General features: G+C 68.8%; 15 protein-coding genes. 12 read left to right on the top strand and 3 right to left on the bottom strand.

The annotated features are described in order from the left end of the window. Positions 1-20 precede the first annotated feature (20 nt). A complete protein-coding gene (locus tag JQX13_RS49890) occupies positions 21-1,112 on the top strand; it encodes a GGDEF domain-containing protein (protein WP_203406415.1) in 1,092 nt (363 codons plus the stop codon). A gap of 64 nt (positions 1,113-1,176) precedes the next feature. On the opposite strand, the gene JQX13_RS49885 is transcribed toward JQX13_RS49890, so the two are convergent. Continuing rightward, entirely contained in the window at positions 1,177-2,751 is a 1,575-nt protein-coding gene (locus tag JQX13_RS49885; protein WP_203406414.1) for a peptidylprolyl isomerase, read from the bottom strand. 230 nt (positions 2,752-2,981) lie between these two features. On the opposite strand from JQX13_RS49885, the gene mreC reads away from it, so the two are divergent. From mreC to rodA, 4 genes are read left to right on the top strand one after another with little or no spacing between them, the layout of a single operon-like run. Beyond that, a complete protein-coding gene (gene mreC / locus JQX13_RS49880) occupies positions 2,982-3,845 on the top strand; it encodes a rod shape-determining protein MreC (RefSeq protein ID WP_203406413.1) in 864 nt (287 codons plus the stop codon). Beyond that, positions 3,846-4,352 (top strand): hypothetical protein, encoded by a 507-nt coding sequence (locus JQX13_RS49875; protein WP_203406412.1) that lies wholly within the window; start codon positions 3,846-3,848, stop codon positions 4,350-4,352. Beyond that, the gene (gene mrdA / locus JQX13_RS49870) at positions 4,349-6,364 is read left to right on the top strand and encodes a penicillin-binding protein 2 (RefSeq protein WP_203406411.1); all 2,016 of its coding nucleotides are present in this window, start codon (positions 4,349-4,351) and stop codon (positions 6,362-6,364) included. The genes JQX13_RS49875 and mrdA overlap by 4 nt, the downstream gene beginning before the upstream one ends. Beyond that, positions 6,348-7,499: a rod shape-determining protein RodA gene (gene rodA / locus JQX13_RS49865; RefSeq protein ID WP_203406410.1), complete on the top strand. Its 1,152-nt coding sequence runs from the start codon at positions 6,348-6,350 to the stop codon at positions 7,497-7,499. The genes mrdA and rodA overlap by 17 nt, the downstream gene beginning before the upstream one ends. Before the next feature lie 36 nt (positions 7,500-7,535). Here rodA and mgtE read toward each other — a convergent pair whose 3' ends face one another. Then, on the bottom strand, positions 7,536-8,915 hold the full coding sequence (gene mgtE / locus JQX13_RS49860; protein ID WP_203406409.1) for a magnesium transporter: 1,380 nt from the start codon (positions 8,913-8,915) through the stop codon (positions 7,536-7,538). Positions 8,916-9,005: 90 nt separating this feature from the next. Here mgtE and JQX13_RS49855 point away from each other — a divergent pair, with 90 nt between their 5' ends. Next, positions 9,006-9,809: a PilZ domain-containing protein gene (locus tag JQX13_RS49855; protein WP_203406408.1), complete on the top strand. Its 804-nt coding sequence runs from the start codon at positions 9,006-9,008 to the stop codon at positions 9,807-9,809. 64 nt (positions 9,810-9,873) lie between these two features. On the opposite strand, the gene trxA is transcribed toward JQX13_RS49855, so the two are convergent. After that, entirely contained in the window at positions 9,874-10,209 is a 336-nt protein-coding gene (trxA, locus tag JQX13_RS49850; RefSeq protein ID WP_203406407.1) for a thioredoxin, read from the bottom strand. A 192-nt stretch (positions 10,210-10,401) separates the two neighbouring features. On the opposite strand from trxA, the gene JQX13_RS49845 reads away from it, so the two are divergent. From JQX13_RS49845 to JQX13_RS49820, 6 genes are all read left to right on the top strand, one after another. Then, positions 10,402-10,776 carry a hypothetical protein gene (locus tag JQX13_RS49845; protein WP_203412579.1) on the top strand — a complete coding sequence of 125 codons (375 nt, stop codon included), beginning with the start codon at positions 10,402-10,404 and terminating at the stop codon, positions 10,774-10,776. Between the two features lie 29 nt (positions 10,777-10,805). After that, positions 10,806-11,615 (top strand): cytochrome C assembly family protein, encoded by an 810-nt coding sequence (locus tag JQX13_RS49840; RefSeq protein ID WP_203406406.1) that lies wholly within the window; start codon positions 10,806-10,808, stop codon positions 11,613-11,615. Between the two features lie 2 nt (positions 11,616-11,617). Then, complete coding sequence (hemA, locus tag JQX13_RS49835; RefSeq protein WP_203406405.1) at positions 11,618-12,931, top strand: glutamyl-tRNA reductase; 1,314 nt, start codon at positions 11,618-11,620, stop codon at positions 12,929-12,931. Beyond that, positions 12,928-13,869 carry a hydroxymethylbilane synthase gene (gene hemC / locus JQX13_RS49830; protein ID WP_203406404.1) on the top strand — a complete coding sequence of 314 codons (942 nt, stop codon included), beginning with the start codon at positions 12,928-12,930 and terminating at the stop codon, positions 13,867-13,869. The genes hemA and hemC overlap by 4 nt, the downstream gene beginning before the upstream one ends. An 11-nt stretch (positions 13,870-13,880) precedes the next feature. After that, entirely contained in the window at positions 13,881-14,642 is a 762-nt protein-coding gene (locus tag JQX13_RS49825) for a uroporphyrinogen-III synthase (protein ID WP_203406403.1), read from the top strand. Between the two features lie 93 nt (positions 14,643-14,735). Then, positions 14,736-16,586: a GspE/PulE family protein gene (locus tag JQX13_RS49820; RefSeq protein ID WP_203406402.1), complete on the top strand. Its 1,851-nt coding sequence runs from the start codon at positions 14,736-14,738 to the stop codon at positions 16,584-16,586. Positions 16,587-16,594 lie beyond the last annotated feature (8 nt).

The raw sequence follows: 16,594 nt of genomic DNA, 5'->3' as shown, positions 1-16,594 counted from the left end.
CGCCTTGGAGTGGACTCTGGATGAATCCCGCGGACCTGCTCGCGGCCATGACGCGCACGGTGGAGCAGCTGGCCGCCTATAACGACATCGCCAAGGCACTGACCTCCACGCTCGAGCTGCGTGAGGTATTGAACTTGATGATGGAGAAGGTGCGCAGCCTGCTCCGGCCCCGCAACTGGTCGCTGCTGTTGCAGGACGAGCGCACCGGCAAGCTCTACTTCGAGATCGCCGTGGGGGAGGGGGCGGACGTGCTCAAGGGCCTGCAACTGGCCCCGGGCGAGGGCATCGCCGGCGCCGTCTTCTCCACGGGGGCGGCGCGGTTGGTGGAGGACGTGTCGCACGATCCGACCTTCGCCTCCCGCTTCGACGCGGCCTCGGCCTTCCGTACCCGCTCCATCGTGGCGGTGCCCCTCATTGCGCGGGGCAGGGTGCTGGGCGTCATCGAGCTGGTGAACGGCGTGACGGACCGGCCCTTCACCCAGGATGACCTGATGGCGCTGACGGCCATCGCGGACTTCGCGGCCATCGCCATCGAGAACGCGCGCAACTTCCGGCGGGTGCAGGAGCTGACGATCACCGACGAGCACACGGGCGTCTACAACGCCCGGCACCTGCGCGCGCAGCTGGAGCACGAGGTGCGGCGCTCGCAGCGCTTCCACCACCCGGTGTCGCTCGTCTTCCTGGACCTGGACCGCTTCAAGTCCATCAACGATGCCCATGGGCACCTGGTGGGCAGCGCCGTGTTGAAGGAGGTGGGCGAGCTGCTCGTCTCGTGCTGCCGGCAGCTGGACTATGTCTTCCGCTATGGCGGGGACGAGTTCGCCCTGCTGCTGGTGGAGACGGGCACGGACGGGGCGATGACGAGCGCCACCCGCATCCGCGACGCCTTCCGCGCCCGGCGCTTCCAACAGTCGCAGGGGTTGGATCTCCAGGTGACGGCGAGCCTCGGCGTGGCCACCTACCCGGAGCACGCCCTGTCGTCGGTGGACCTGGTGCGGGCCGCGGACTTCGCCATGTACGCCGCCAAGGCCCGGGGCCGCGATGACATCTGCATCGCCGTGCCCCACGCGGACATGCCCGGGGGCCCGGCCATGAGGCCCGGTAGGAAATGAAGAAGGGGGCGCCTCCCCGAAGGGTGACGCCCCCCTGGACGAGAGGCCGGGCCTCTCGCGGCGACTACCCGCCGACGACCTGGTCGATGGCGGCGGGGTTGGTCTCCACCTTGCCGCTCTTCTTCAGCTGCTTGAGGAAGGAGTCGGCCACCTCGTACTGCTTGGCCTGCCGGGCCTGCTTGCGCAGCTCGTCCTTCTTCTCGGCGAACTTCGCGTCATCCGGCAGCTGGCGCTCGGTCACCTGCGCCACCACGAAGCCCTCGCCCACGGGGTAGGCCTGGTCGAGCACCTGCGGGCCCTTGGTGGCGAACACGGCCGTGAGCAGGTCCGGCGCGGGGCCCAGGTGGGGCACGTTGGTGCTGGCGGCGTTGAAGGTGTCCGTCTGCACCGCCTCCGGACGCGTCTCCGTCTCGAAGCGCAGCAGCGCCGGCTGGCCTTCCTTCTCCGGCGGGAAGAGCTCGGTGAGCGTCTTGCCACCCTTCACCGCGGCCAGCGCCTTCTGCGCCTCGGCCTGGGCGAGCTCCTTGGCCTTCTCCCGCTTGTAGAGCGTGGTGGCGATCTCGTCCTGCACCTCCTCCAGCTTCTTGTCCTGGGCCGGCTTCTTCTCCTCCACCTTCACCAGGTGGATGCCGAACGGCGTCTCGATGGGCTGCGTCACCTGGCCGGGCTCGAGCGCGAAGGCCGCGGTGGCCAGCGCGGGATCCCAGTTGCCACGCTCCACCCAGCCCAGGTCTCCGCCCTTGGCCTTGGTGCCCGGATCCTCGCTGTTGGCGGCGGCCACCTCGGCGAAGTCCTTGCCGCCCTCGAGCTCCTTGCGCAGCGCCTGGGCGCGCTCCATCACCTGGGCCTTCTGCTCCGGCGTGGCGTTGGGGGCCACCTTGAGGAGGAGCTGCCGCGCGCGGATGCGCTCGGGCTGCTGGTACACGAAGCGGTTGGCCTCGTAGTAGTCCTTGATCTCCTTCTCGTGCGCCTGACGGTAGGCGGCCAGGTCCGCGGCGCTCGGGGCCGGCACCTTGTCGGCGTACATGGTGGGCAGGAAGCGGGCGAACACGATGCGAGCCTGGTTGCCCTCCTTCTCGAAGCGCGCGCGGATCTCATCCTCGGAGACGACCGCGCCGTTCTGCACCACCTCCAGCATCTTCTGCGCCGTCAGGCGCTTGCGGATGTCCTCCTCGTAGTCCGCGGGCGTCTGCCGGAAGTAGTCGCGCAGCACCTGCTGGTAGGTGGCGTAGTCGAACACACCGTCCTTCTGGAACTCGGGGCTGTTGTGGAGGATCTTCAGGATCTCCTCATCCGAGGCGCGCACCCCGTGACGCTCGCCCGCCTGGGCCAGCAGCTCCGTGTTCACCATCCGCTCCAGCACCTGCTGCGGCAGACCGAACTGGCGGGCGACCGCCTCGGTGACCGGGCTGCCCTGCTGGCGGAGGTACTGGAGCTGCCCCGCGTACTCGCGGCGGAACTCCAGCACGGGGATCTCCTTGCCGTTGACCGTCGCGGCGGCCGAGGGCGTCGCCTGGCCGCCCGGATTGGACGCGCCGAACCCCGAGCTGCCTGGGCCGAACTGCAAGGTGAACACCACCGCGATGGCGATGATGAAGAGGATCGAGAAGACCTTACGCGGCTCGAGAGCGTCCTTCATGATGCCGTGACCGTTTCTGTGCCTTGAGACGCGCCACGTGATTCCCGGTGGAAGGATTCGCGACGCGCGTGTGTTGGGTGCCCGGTCGGATGGTGGACGATGGAACGCCACCTTCCGTGAAGACCTTGACTGCCTAGAGCAACACCCCGGAAAATGCAAGCGATTCAGAGTAGTTAGCGAGCCCCCTGTCGTTCCTGCCGCTCCCTCTCTCCCACACGGACCTTCACGAAGTGCTGTCGCTTCTCAAGCGCTACCGAACGCTTCTCATCGTGGGCGTGCTCCTGCTCTACCCGTTCGGGGCTTTCCTGACGACGGGGCGGCGCGGGCGGGACCCCAATTTCGTGGACCGGGTGGTCATTGGCTTGACCGCCCCCTTGCAGCGTGGATTGGTGGGCCTCATCGACGGGGTCAAGGCCGTGGTGTTCGGCTACATCGATCTGCGCGAGGTACGGCAGGAGAACGAGCAACTGCGGGCGGAGAACCTGCAACTGCGGGCCGCCGTACAGGCCCTGGGCGAGGCCCGGGTGGAGAACGAACGGCTGCGAGGCCTGCTCTCCTACGCCGAGGCGGTGCCGGGGCCGGAGATCGCCGCGCGGGTCATCGGGGTGAACCCGGTGGCCAAGCTGCTGTCGGTGCGAATCAACCGGGGCGAGACGGACGGGGTGTACCGCGGCATGTCCGTGGTGACGCCGGACGGCATCGTCGGCCAGGTGGTGCGCACCACGGGCGGGTGGGCGGACGTGGCCCTGGTGACGGACGCGCAGAGCCGGGTGGGTGTGCGGGTGCAGCGCTCGAGGGCGCGGGGCACGGCGGCGGGTGAGGGCAAGGGCCCGCTGCGGCTGGAGAACATGTTGCGCACCGAGGATGTCCAGGTGGGAGACCTCATCATCACCTCCGGTACGGACGGCGTGTATCCGCCGGGGCTGGTGGTGGGGAAGGTGACGCAACTGGAGAAGACGGAGCACGGCATGTTCCTGGGCGGAGACATCGAGCCCGCGGTGGACACCACGCGGCTGGAGGAGGTGCTCGTGCGTGGCAACCCCTTTGGGGCCCTGGTGCAGGGGTCGGCGGGTGGTTCCGGAGGTGAGCGTTAGATGAAGTTCCTGGTCACCATGGGACTGGCGTTGTTGCTGCTCACCCTGGAGTCGGTGGTGGTGCAGCAGCTGGGCCTGGCCATCAGCCGCATCGACGTGACGGTGGTTCTGGTGGCCTTCCTGGCGGTGCGCGCCAACACCCTGGAAGGCGCCATCTCCTCCTTCTCCGTGGGCTACCTGCTCGACTTGATGAGCGGTCAGCCGACGGGCCTCTTCACCTTCCTGGCCGTCTTCACCTTCCTGGTGGGCAAGCTGGTGGTGAGCCTGGTGGAAGTGCGCAGCCGCGCGGCCTTCGTCCTCTTCGCCATGGGCGCGGACATGGGCCACGGCATGCTGGCGAGCTTCTTCACCTGGCTCACCATGAAGGAAGGCTCGGCCCTGGCGCTGTTGCCGGGCCTGCCCCTGCAGGTGACGCTCACCGGCCTGGCGGCCATGTTCCTCTATCCCTTGTTGCGGCGCTTCGAGGCGTCGCAGGACCGTTCCTCTTCCGCGGGGTTGCTGCGTTGACGCCTCCGACTCTGTCCGAGACGACTCCCGGGCGCGATCTCAAGCGCCGGTTCGTGTGGGTGGGTCTGGCCATGATCGCCGGGCTGGTGGCGCTCGCCGTCCAGCTCTACCGCCTCCAGATCACCCAGGGCGAGGAGTACGCCGCCAAGAGCGTGGCGAACTTCGTGAAGGAGGTGCGCCTGCGCGCGGACCGGGGCCTCATCAAGGATCGGCGCGGCACCATCCTGGTGGACAGCCGTCCCTCCTTCGACGCCTTCGTCACGCCCGCCTTCTGTACCAACTGCGCGGAAGAGGTGCTGCCACGCCTGGGCGAGCTGCTCGGATGGGACGAGGCCTCGCGCAAGAAGGTGGAGGAGCAGGTCCGCCTGGCGAGGCGTACGGCGCCCTTCCAGCCGTTGCCGGTGCGCATCGACCTGACGCGTGACGAGTACGATCGCATCAACGCCCGCCGCGACATGCTGGACGGCGTGGAAGTGGTGCCCGTGCCCCACCGCAACTACCGCACCGGGAGCGTGCTGTCTCACGTGCTCGGGTACATGAACGAGATCACCACGGAAGAGCTCGCGCGGCTCAGGTCCGAGGGGGCTCACTACGCGCTGGGCGACTACATCGGCCGGCGCGGCCTGGAGCGCTACTTCGAGTCCACGCTGCGCGGCACGGACGGCGTGCGCAAGGAAGTCGTCAACGCGCGCGGACGCATCATCGAGGAGTTCAGCGACAAGCTGGGCGAGGATGCCGTGGTGTCGTCGCGGCCGGGCAACAACCTGATGCTGTCCATCGACATGCGGCTACAGGAGGCGGCGGAGCGCGCCTTCCCCGCCGCCGCGGGGGCGGTGGTGGTGGTGGACGTGAAGACGGGCTTCATCCGCGCGGTGGTGTCGCGCCCGGGGTTCGATCCCAACCTGCTCACCGGCCGCATCACCCCGTCGCAGATGGCCGCGCTGGCGAAGGATCCGCTGCAGCCGATGATCAACCGCGTGTCCGCGGATCACTTCAGCCCGGGCTCCACCTTCAAGGTGATTACCGCGCTGGCGGCGTACAAGTCGGGCCACTTCCGGCCGGAGACGGTGGTGAACTGCTCGGGCAGCTACCGGCTGGGTGCTCGCAGCTGGCGCTGCCATAAGGAAAGTGGCCACGGGCCGGTGAACGGCAAGACGGCGATGCAGTACTCGTGTGACAGCTGGTTCTACAAGGTGGCCGACACCATCGGGTTGGATCCCATCGCCGAGATGGGCAAGGCCCTGGGCCTGGGTGCGCCCACGGGCATCGGCGTACTCGCCGAGGTGCCGGGCATCATGCCGTCCAGCGAGTACCACAACAAGCTGTCCCCGGGTGGTTACACCAAGGGCATGGCGCTCAACAGCTCCATGGGGCAGGGCGACGTCAACGTCACGCCGCTGCAGCTCGCCCTGGTGTACGCGGCCATCGGCAATGGCGGCACGTTGTTCAAGCCGCAGCTCGTCGAGCGCATCGAGGGCCTGGACGGCGAGGTCGTGCAGAGCTTCGAGCCGCAGGTGGTGAACAAGGTAGACATCCCCACGGAGCACCGTCGTGCGGTGATGGAGGGGCTGATCGCCACCGCGATGGTGCCGGGCGGTACGGCCTACCGGGCGATGGTGCAGTCGGGCGTGAAGGACCTGGGCGTCACGGTGGCGGGAAAGACGGGCACCGCGCAGGTGGTCACCATCGGCGCGGTGCGCCTCAAGGCGCACCAGATGGACTTCTTCCAGCGAGACCACGCGTGGTTCGCGTCGCTCGCGCCCGCCGAGGATCCGGAGATCGCCGTGGTGGTGCTCAACGAGCACGGTGGTCACGGTGGTCCGGATGCCGCGCCCACCGGCATGGCGGTCATCAGGAAGTACTTCGAGCTGAAGAAGGAGGATGCGGCCAACCCGCCGCCCCGCCAGAACACGCCCTACGTCTCGACGCTGCCCGCGGCGCCGAGCCTGGACAACGTCGCGCTCACCCGGGGGACCCAGGTGGCTGGAGGGGACGATGCAACTTCGGATTGAGCGGCGAATGGTGCCCCACATTCCGTGGGGGCTCATCTTCAGCGTGCTGGCGGTGGCGGGGTTGGGCATCTTCAACCTGGCCTCGGCCTCGCGCGCGCAGTCCTCGCCTGTGTGGACGAGCCAGGCCATCTATCTGGGCGTCAGCCTGGTGGCCGGGCTCATCGTGTGTCTGGTGGACTACCGGGTCCTCCAGCGGATGGCGCTGCCCATCTACATCCTCAACATCCTGGCGCTGCTCGCGCTGCGCGTCTTCGGCCACAAGGCCAAGGGCGCGGAGAGCTGGTTCGTCCTGGGCCCCATCCGCATCCAGCCCGCAGAGTTCATGAAGATCGGCGTGGTGCTGATGTTGGCCAAGGTCTACCACGACGACTTCAAGCCCGGAGACGGCTCCTACGGCCTCAAGCGCCTGGTGAAGCCGGTGGCGGTGGTGATGGTGCCCTTCGTGCTGGTGCTGGTGCAGCCGGACCTGGGCACCGCGCTGATGATCTTCCTGTCCTCGCTCACCGTCATCCTGTTCGGCAAGGTGCGCTGGTACCTGGTGGCCATCATGGTGGCGGGGATCCTCGCCGGGGCGATCATCATCTGGAACGACTACGTGCGGGACGTGCCCGAGCCGCGCACCACCATCGTCCGGCACCTGCTCAAGGCGCACCAGAGCAAGCGCATCTCCGGGTGGTTGGATCCGGAGTCGGACCTACGCGGTAGCGGCTACCACGCGGCCCAGTCGAAGATCGCCGTGGGCTCCGGGGGCCTGCATGGCAAGGGGTGGAAGGAGGGGACCCAGACGGGCCTGTCCTTCCTCCCCGAGCAGCACACGGACTTCATCTTCTCCGTGTGGGCCGAGGAGCACGGCTACATCATGTGCGTGCTCCTGCTGGTGCTCTACGGCCTCGTCTTCACCCTGGGGCTGGGAGTGGGCTTCAACGCCCGGGACAGATTCGGCGCCTTCGTGGCGGTGGGCGTGGTGGCCATGCTCTTCTGGCAGGTGTTCGAGAACATCGGCATGGTCATCGGCCTGCTGCCGGTGACGGGCATCACCCTGCCGCTGCTGAGCTACGGCGGCTCCTCGCTGCTCAGCGTGATGCTCAGCATCGGGCTGCTGGTGAACATCAGCATGCGCCGCCACATGTTCTGAGCCGCCGTGAGCTCCCTCTCCGCTCCGGCCGGGGCCCTACAGCCCGCGGCCGGTGAGGATGAGGGTGACCACGGTGAAGTAGATGACCACGCCGGTGACGTCCACCAGCGTGGCCACGAAGGGCGCCGAGGCGGTGGCGGGATCCAACCCGCACCGCCGCAGCAGGAAGGGCAGCATCGAGCCGCACAGCGTGCCGAACGTCACCACGCCCAGCACGCTCAGTCCCACCGCCACGCCGACCCAGAAGAAGTGGGGGCCGTAAAGGACCTCGTGCTGCGGCCACACGAGGATGCGCAAGAGGCCCAGCAGCCCCAGGAAGAGGCCCAGCGCCACGCCACTGACGACCTCGCGCATGGCCACCTTCCACCAGTCATTCAGCGTCACATCGCGCACCGCCAGCGCGCGGATGATGAGCGAGGTGGCCTGCGAGCCCGAGTTGCCTCCCGAGGAGATGATGAGGGGCACGAAGGCGCTCAGGAACACCGCCTGGGCGATGGCGTCCTGGTAGTGGGCCATGGCCGTGGCCGTGAACATCTGCCCCACGAAGAGCACCGTCAGCCAGCCCACGCGCTTGCGGAGCATCTCCAGGATTCCGCTGTCCAGGTAGGGCGCCTCCAGGGCCTCCATACCGCCGATGCGCTGGATGTCCTCGGTGGCCTCTTCCTCGGCCGCGTCCAGCACGTCGTCCACCGTGATGATGCCCACCAGCACGCCCTGTGAGTCCGTCACCGGCAGCGCCACCCGGTCGTACTTCTCGAACATGCTGATGAACTCCTCGCGGTCCGCCGTGGCCGGGATGCTCACCATCTGCCTGTCGTGGATGTCCGTCACCTTCGTCTTCGGCTCGGCCAGCACCAGCGAGGCCAGCCGCACGTCGTCCAGCAGCCGGCCCTTCTCATCCACGATGTAGAGCACGTGCAGCGTCTCGCGGCCCTGCCCATGCGAGCGCACGTACGCGAGGGCCTCGCCCGCCGTCAGATTCCCCGGGATGGTGAGGTACTCCGGCGTCATGTACCGGCCGGCGCTCTTCTCCGGGTAGCCCAGCAGGTTGCGGGCGACCTTCAGTTCCTCCGGCGACAGCGAGGTGAGCAGCCGCTTCGTCACCTCGGCTGGCAGCTCCTCGAGCAGGCGCGTGCGATCGTCCGGCGCCATCTCGTCCAGCAGGTTCTTCAGCTGCTCCTTGCCCAGCGTCTCGACGATCTCCGTCTGCTGATGGGGCGGCAGGTACTCGAAGACGAGCGCCGCCGTGTCCCGGGGCAGCAGCCGGAAGATGATGCCGCTCTCGTCCGCGGGCAGATCCTCGATGACCTCGGCCATGTCCGCCGGATCCATGTCCGAGAAGGCATCCCGCAAGGAGTTCCAATCCTTGGCGGCGATGAGCGCGTCGAACTCTGGTTTCAGGAGGTTTCCCAGCATGCAATCTCCGCGCGCGGACGGGCGCGCGCATGGTGTATGAAACGCGCCGGTTGGGGTATGGAAATCTGTCCATTCCCCCCGGAGGTGAAGATGGACAGGAAGGGCTCCCGGAAGAAGGCACCCGCGCAGGCGGATGACACCGAGGTCAAGGAGGTAGCCCCTCCAGCGGCCCCACGGACGGAGGTGGCCGCGCGTCCCGAGCCGGCCCGGCGGGTGGAACCCCCCGTGGCGCCCCGGGTCGAGCCGGCCCGGACGACGCCGCCCGCCACGCCCGCTCCTCGCGTGGATCCGTTCCGCCGGGCCGTCCCCACGCCACCGCCCGCCAGGCCCGGGTTTCCCTCCCGTACCCCGGCGGCACCTGCCGCTCCCCGCTCCTTCTTCTCCCCCGTCATCGAGCCGGGCACCCCGGAGGAGGTGGAGCACCGGCACTTCCCCCGCGCACGGCTCGCCACGAACTTCGAGCTGTGGATCGACGATGAGGACGGCGCGCGGCGCTTCACCGCCACCCTGCGCTCGGCCAACGTGAGCGTGGGAGGGGCCTTCCTGGAGAGCACCTTCTTCCTCCCCATGGATACCGAATTCCGGGTCCGCTTCTCCCTGGAGGAGGGGGCGGCGCCCGTGGAGGCCCGTGCCCGCATCGTGCGCGAGCAGCGCCCCCGCCGGGAGGACGAGCCCACCGGTTTCGGCATCCGCTTCGAGGAGTTCTACGGTCAGACGGAGGTGTCGCTGGCGCGCCTCTTCCTGGACATGCGGCTGCGCACCTTCGCCGAGGAGTACCTGCGCTCCAATCGCGCCCGGGGCCTGCCCAACGAGCTGGAGCGGGTGGTGGACGCGCTCGCCGCGTGGGAGCTCCTCAAGGCGAACAACCCCACGGATACGTGGCGGGGCGAGTGAGCCCACGCCGACTTCGTCCCGCGCGGAGACCCGGGAGGGCATTCCGCGCGGGACGAGGAACGGCTCAGGTCGAGATGGCCTTCTGGAGCGCGGCCTCGAGCTTCGCCTTGGGCACGGCGCCGACGATCTGCTCCACCACCTTGCCGCCCTTGAAGACGAGCAGGGTGGGGATGGAGCGGATGCCGTACTGCTGCGGCGTGTCCTGGTTGTCGTCGATGTTGATCTTCGCGACCTTCACCTTCCCCTTGTACTGGGTCGCCAGCTCCTCGATGGAAGGAGCGATGGCCCGGCACGGGGCGCACCACGTGGCCCAGAAATCCACCAGCACGGGCTGGTCGGACTTCAGCACTTCCTTATCGAACTCCCCATCCCCGATGTTCATCACGTCAGCGCCTGCCATGTGTCTCCTCCGGCATGCAGGTAAGCAAGGAGGCGCGTGCTCTAGTACGCGTCCGCCGGGCCTGCAAGGACGGGATTTTCCCGCCCCTTCGCTTGCTTAGATGCGGATGGGGCACGGGGGTCGCAAGCCGTTGTTCTCCCAATGGTAGATGGCGCTTCGGCCTGGAGCGCGGAGGTGTAAGCTAGCGCCGTGATGAGGCTCTTCCTTCCCCAGACCCAGCTCGAGGAGTGGGCACTGGAGGACAAAGCGGATGTGAAGGACGGTGTACTGGTGGTGACCGGTGAGGAAGGTGTGTACCCGGTCATACCGGCGGTGCACATCGTGCAGCTCGTCACCGGAGAGGACTCCAACGCCCTGGTCACCAAGGTGAAGACCGAGGAGCAACTCAAGTCCCTGGGTGCCGAGCAGATGGCCGACTCGGTGCTGCTCGGAGATACGGCATACGAAGTGGTTCCCGGTTATGTGGCCGAGGTGCCCTCCTCACCCTCGGATGCCGCCTCGGCGGACGGCAAGCCTGGTTCCGAGGCCGATCTCCTCGCCGCGTTCCTCCTGAACAAAATGGGCTGACCCCCTCAGCCACTTTGGGTTGTGTCTCCATGAACCACGCGCTGGTCTCCCTCGCCTGCCACGCCTATGTCGTCGCGGCGTTGGTCTATCTGGCCTACCTCGTCCGACAGATGGGGGCGCTCGCCACCACCGGTCGGGTGCTGGTGGGCATGGGATTGGCCCTGCACGGAGTGGCCCTCTTCGGGCTCTTCGGGGCGCAGGGGGGTCGTCCCGTGGGCATGGCCCAGGGCTTCTCCACCTTCGCCTTCCTGCTGCTGGCCATCTTCCTGGTGGTGGATGTGCGCTACCGCAGGCCGGTGATTGGCGCCTTCATCACCCCGCTGGCCGTGGCGGTGCTGCTGCCGGGTCTGCTGCTGGATGGTGGAGGCCCGCTGTCCCCGGACGTGCAGCGTCCCCTGTTGCCGGTGCACATCACCATCGCGCTGCTGGGCGTGGCCGCCTCGGCGGTGGCCGCGGGGGTCGCGGGGATGTACCTGCTGATGGAGCGGCAGGTGAAGGGCAAGCGCTTCGGCCTGCTCTTCGCGCGCCTGCCCTCGCTGGAGTTCCTCGACACCCTCAACCGCCAGCTCGTGGTGGTGGGCTTCATCGCGCTGTCGGTGACGCTCGTCACCGGAGCGTTCTTCTCCAGCGCGGCGCCGGGCTTCTTCTGGGCCTGGCAGTCCAAGCAGATCGCCACGCTGGTGGCCTGGGCTGTCTTCGCCGCGCTCGTCGGCGCCCGCTCCTTCGGCGGGTGGCGGGGCCGGCGTGTCGCGCTGTTGACCATGACGGGGTTCGGGTTGCTGCTGGTGTCCTTCCTCTCCTCGTATGACTTCATCCATGTCAGCGGAGGTTGGCGCTAGCCATGGAGTTCCTCTGCATCGGCATTTCGCACCGGACCGCGCCGCTCTCCGTTCGTGAGCGGCTCGCGCTACCGGAGAACCAGCAGGTGGAGCTGCTGCGGCGGCTGGCCCAGGCGCCCAACGAGGCGCTGCTCGTGTCCACCTGCAACCGGGTGGAGCTGTACCTGGCCGCGCCGGACATGAACCGGGTGCGCGAGGGCGCCCTCGACGAGCTGCGGCGGCTTGGCGGCCCGGAGGCGCTCGAGCACCTCTACGAGCACCGCGGCGAGGACGCGCTGGTCCACCTCTTCCGGGTGGCGGCCAGCCTGGACTCCATGGTGCTGGGCGAGGCGCAGATCCTCGGCCAGGTGAAGGACGCCTTCGAGCGGGGCCAGGGCGCGGGCGCGGTGCGCGGCGAGTTGACGCGCGTGTGCGCCTCGGCCTTCGGTTGCGCCAAGCGGGTGCGTACGGAGACGGCCATCGGCCGGGCCGCCACCTCCATGGCCAGCGCGGCCGTGGCGCTCGCGAGCAAGGTGTACGACGGGCTCCGCGACAAGACGGTGCTGCTGGTGGGCGCGGGCGAGATGGCGGAGCTGGCCGCGCGTCACCTGAAGCAGGCGGGCGCCACCCGGCTCTTCGTGGCCAACCGCACCCTGGCCCGCGCCGAGGCGCTCGCGGCCGAGGTGGGCGCCACCGCGCGTCCCTTCGAGGAGCTCTTCACGCTGCTCACCGCGGCGGACGTGGTGGTGTGCAGCACGGCGTCGCCGGTGCCCCTCTTCACCAAGGAGAACGTGGGCGCGGTGGCCAGGGCGCGCAAGCACCGGACGCTCTTCATGGTGGACCTGGCCGTGCCGCGCGACATCGCCCCCGAGGTGGGGGAGCTGGACTGGGTGCACGCCTACGACGTGGACGACATCCAGAAGTTCGTGGCGGAGAACGCCGCCGCCCGTGCCGAGGAAGCGCAGAAGGCCGGTGTGCTGGTGGCCCAGGAAGTGGCCCGCTTCGTGCGCGAGCGGGCCGTGCGCAATGGTGTGCCCGTGCTCGCCCAACTGCGTCAGCGCGGTGAGGCCATCGCCCGTGCCGAGGTGGAGCGCACGCTCGCCGCCATTGGCGACGGCCTCACCGACAAGCAGCGCAAGAGCGTCGAGGCCATGGCGCGCGCCATCGTCAACAAGCTGCTGCACGAGCCCACGGCCCGGTTGCGGTCGGTGGGTCCCGAGCACGAGGGCAATCGGCTGGCCGGAGCCGCCGCCGAGCTCTTCGGTCTCGATGAAGTGCCCGCGCCCGGCGCGGGGACGGCCGGCCCCAATGTGGTGGCCAACGGAGGCAAGGGATGAAGGCCGTACGTATCGCCACCCGGCAGAGTCCGCTGGCGCTCTGGCAGGCCCGTCACGTGGGCTCGCTGCTCACCCAGCAGCACCCCGGGTTGGAGGTCTCCTTCGTGGAGATGACCACCGCGGGAGACCGTTTCCTCTCCGCGCCCCTGTCCACCGTGGGCGGCAAGGGGCTGTTCGTGAAGGAGATCGAGCAGTCGCTGCTCGATGGCCGCGCGGACCTGGCCGTCCACAGTCTCAAGGACATGACGTCCGTGCTGCCCGCGGGCCTGCTGCTGGCGGCGGTGCCCCGGCGCGAGGATCCGCGCGACGCGTTCTGCAGCCCGGCCGGGCTCTCGTTGGAGATGCTTCCCAAGGGGGCGCGGGTGGGCACGTCCTCGCTGCGGCGCAGCTGCATCCTGCGCTCGCGGCGGCCGGACCTGGAGATCATCAGCCTGCGCGGCAACGTGCAGACCCGGCTGGCGCGCATGCGCGAGCTGGAGCTGCACGGCGCGGTGCTCGCCTACGCGGGCCTCAAGCGTCTGGGGCTGGAGACGGAAATCACCGAGGTGCTGCCCACCAGCCTCAGCCTGCCGGCGGTGGGGCAGGGCGTGCTCGCCATCCAGTGCCGCACCGAGGACGCCGAGGTGCGCGGTCTGCTGGCGCCGCTGGAGGACGCCACCACGCGCATCGCGGTGACGGCCGAGCGCGCCTTCATGGCCCGGTTGGAGGGCGGGTGCACCGTCCCGCTGGCCGGACACGCCTCGGTGGAAGGCAACACCGTCCGTCTGCGTGGACTGGTAGGGCGGCCGGACGGCTCGAAGGTGGTGGAGGCGGAGCGCAGCGGTCCGGTGGAAACGGCTCTCGCCGTGGGTGAAGCGCTCGCCGAGGAACTGTTGTCGCTCGGCGCGGCGGAGATCCTTCGTGATTTTGGTCGCGCCTCGCCCGTGCCGGAGTCCTAGAGTGCGCGCCCGTGGAAAAGCGACTCGAAGGCATCCGTGTCCTGGTGACGCGCCCCCGTGAACGTTCGGAGGAGCTGTGCTTCCTCCTGGAGGACGAGGGGGCGCACGTGCTGCATGTCCCGCTGCTGGAGTTGCTGCCTCCGGAGAATCCGCGCCCGTTGAAGGCGGCCGCGGAGTCCGTTCAACGCTACAAGTGGGTGGTGTTCGCCAGCCCCTCGGCGGTGGATGCGCTGATGGAGGCGCTGCGTGAGGCCGGTACGACGGCGCGGCTGGCGCAGGTGCGCATCGCCGTGGTGGGGCCTCGGACCGCGCGCGCCGTGGAGGGCTACGGGCTGAACGTGGCCGTCGAGTCCCCCGAGGGGACGGGTGCATCGCTCTACGAGGTCATGCGCCCCACGTTGGAGCCGGAGGACGAGGTGTTGCTGCCGGCGGCCGAGGAGGGGCGACGCGAGCTGGAGGACGCCTTGCGCGAGCATGGCGCGAGGGTGACGCGGGTGACGGCGTACCGTTCCGCGCCCGTGTCGCTGCCGGCCGAGACCCAGGAGCAGCTCCAGTCCTCACCCCCGGACGTGGCCCTCTTCGCCTCGCCGCGCACCGCGGAGGCGTTCCTGGAGGCGGCGGGGCGCGAGCGGCTGGGCGCGGCCCGGCTGGTGGCCATCGGTCCCACCACCGCGGCGGCGCTGGCCCGGCTGGGTTTGACGGTGGCCACGGTCGCCGAGCGTCCCACCCCCGAGGCGCTGGTCGAGGCGACCATCCAGGCGATTCGCGGATAGACTGCCGGCAGGGCAGCCAGGATTCCGCCGTGTGTCAGTGCCGGGATGCCTCGGCCCTCTCTTTTTGTTCTTCGTGGCCGCAAGGAGACGCCGTTGCCAGCGCCCGTGACCCCGCCCGCTTCTCCTCCTCCGTCGAGGAGCAAGACCGACTTCTCCCTTCCCTTCGTCCTCGAGGCGCTCGTCACGCAGCGGGTGCTCACCGCTGATCAGGGGCAGAACATCCTCGCCCGCGAGCAGGCCGCGCGGGCCCGGGTCCTCAAGAACCAGGGCATTACCGGCAAGGACGCGGCGCGCTACGAGGTCTCTCCGGTGGAGATCGTCGCCGCCTTCCAGGTGCCCCTGGCGGATGGGCGCGGCGTGCTCGACGAGGACCGTGTCACGGAGATCGCCGCCCGTGCCGCCGGCGTCCCCTACAAGAAGGTGGACCCGCTCAAGCTGGACATGGCGCTGGCCACCCGCACCGTGTCGCGTCCCTTCGCGCAGAAGCACGTGCTGCTGCCGCTGGAGCGCGGTCAGGATGGCCGGTTGCTGGTGGCGGTGGCCAACCCCTTCGACAAGGAGCTCTTCGAGAGCATGCACGTGCTCACCGGCATGCCCATCGAGCCGGTGCTCTCCGCGAAGACGGACATCCTCAAGGCCATCGCGGACATCTATGGCTTCAAGCGCACGCTGGCGCGCGCCGCGGATGACTTCAACACCAATCCCCAGAACTCGTCGCAGATCGGCAACTTCGAGCAGCTCGTCTCGCTCAGTGGCCGTCAGGAGCTGGACGCGGGAGACCAGCCCGTGGTGCAGGCCGTGGACTACATGCTGCGCTACGCCTTCGACAACCGCGCCTCGGACATCCACATCGAGCCCAAGCGCAACACCTCGCTGGTACGTCTGCGCATCGATGGTGTGCTGCACCCGGTGTACACGCTGCCCGCGGGCGTGCATCCGCCCATCGTGTCGCGCGTGAAGACGCTCTCGCGCATCGACATCTCCGAGAAGCGCAAGCCACAGGACGGCCGCATCAAGACCGAGCGCGATGGTCGCGAGGTGGAGCTCCGCGTCTCCACTCTGCCCACCGCCTTTGGCGAGAAGGTCGTCATCCGTGTGTTCGATCCGGAGACGCTGGTGCAGGACATCGCCCAGCTCGGCTTCGACCCGGACGAGAAGAGCGTCTTCGAGTCGTGGATCGATCAGCCCCACGGCATCATCCTCGTCACCGGTCCCACGGGCAGCGGCAAGACGACCACGCTCTATTCGGCGCTCAAGGCGGTTGCCGGTCCGGACGTCAACGTCACCACCATCGAGGATCCGATCGAAATGGTGTGGGACGGCTTCAACCAGGTGCAGGTGCAGCCCAAGGTGGGGCTCGACTTCGCCGGCGCGCTGCGCAGCATCCTCCGCCAGGATCCGGACGTCATCATGGTGGGCGAAATCCGCGACGCGGAGACGGCGGAGAACGCCGTGCAGGCCGCGCTCACGGGCCACCTGGTGCTCTCCACGCTGCACACCAACGACGCCATTGGCGCGGTGGCGCGTTTGATGGACCTGGGCGTGCCACCCTTCCTGCTGGCACAGAGCCTCATCGGGATGATGGCCCAGCGCCTGTTGCGGCGCGTGTGCCCGCACTGCGCGCAGCCGACGACGCTCACGCAGGACGAACTGGCCATGCTGGGCGCGCCCATTCCGCTACTGCCGGGCGGAGTGCGCATCGTGAAGGGCGCCGGGTGCGTGCGCTGCCGCGGCACCGGGTACTGGGGTCGCACGGGTGCGTTCGAAATCGTCAACATGAACAACGAGCTGCGTGAGTTCATCTCGCGTGGGGCCAACCACCGACAGATGTTGGATGCGGCACGCCGGGGCGGTACGCGGACGCTGCGCGAAGCGGCGGTGCGCAAACTGGCAATGGGACTCACGTCGTTCGACGAAGTGGTGCGCATGACGTCCGTGGCGTGAACGCGTTG

Source organism: Archangium violaceum, from assembly GCF_016859125.1.
Classification (GTDB): Bacteria; Myxococcota; Myxococcia; order Myxococcales; family Myxococcaceae; genus Archangium; species Archangium violaceum_A.
The sequence above is the reverse complement of the archived record's forward strand: the minus strand, read 5'-3'. Positions and strand labels throughout refer to the sequence as shown.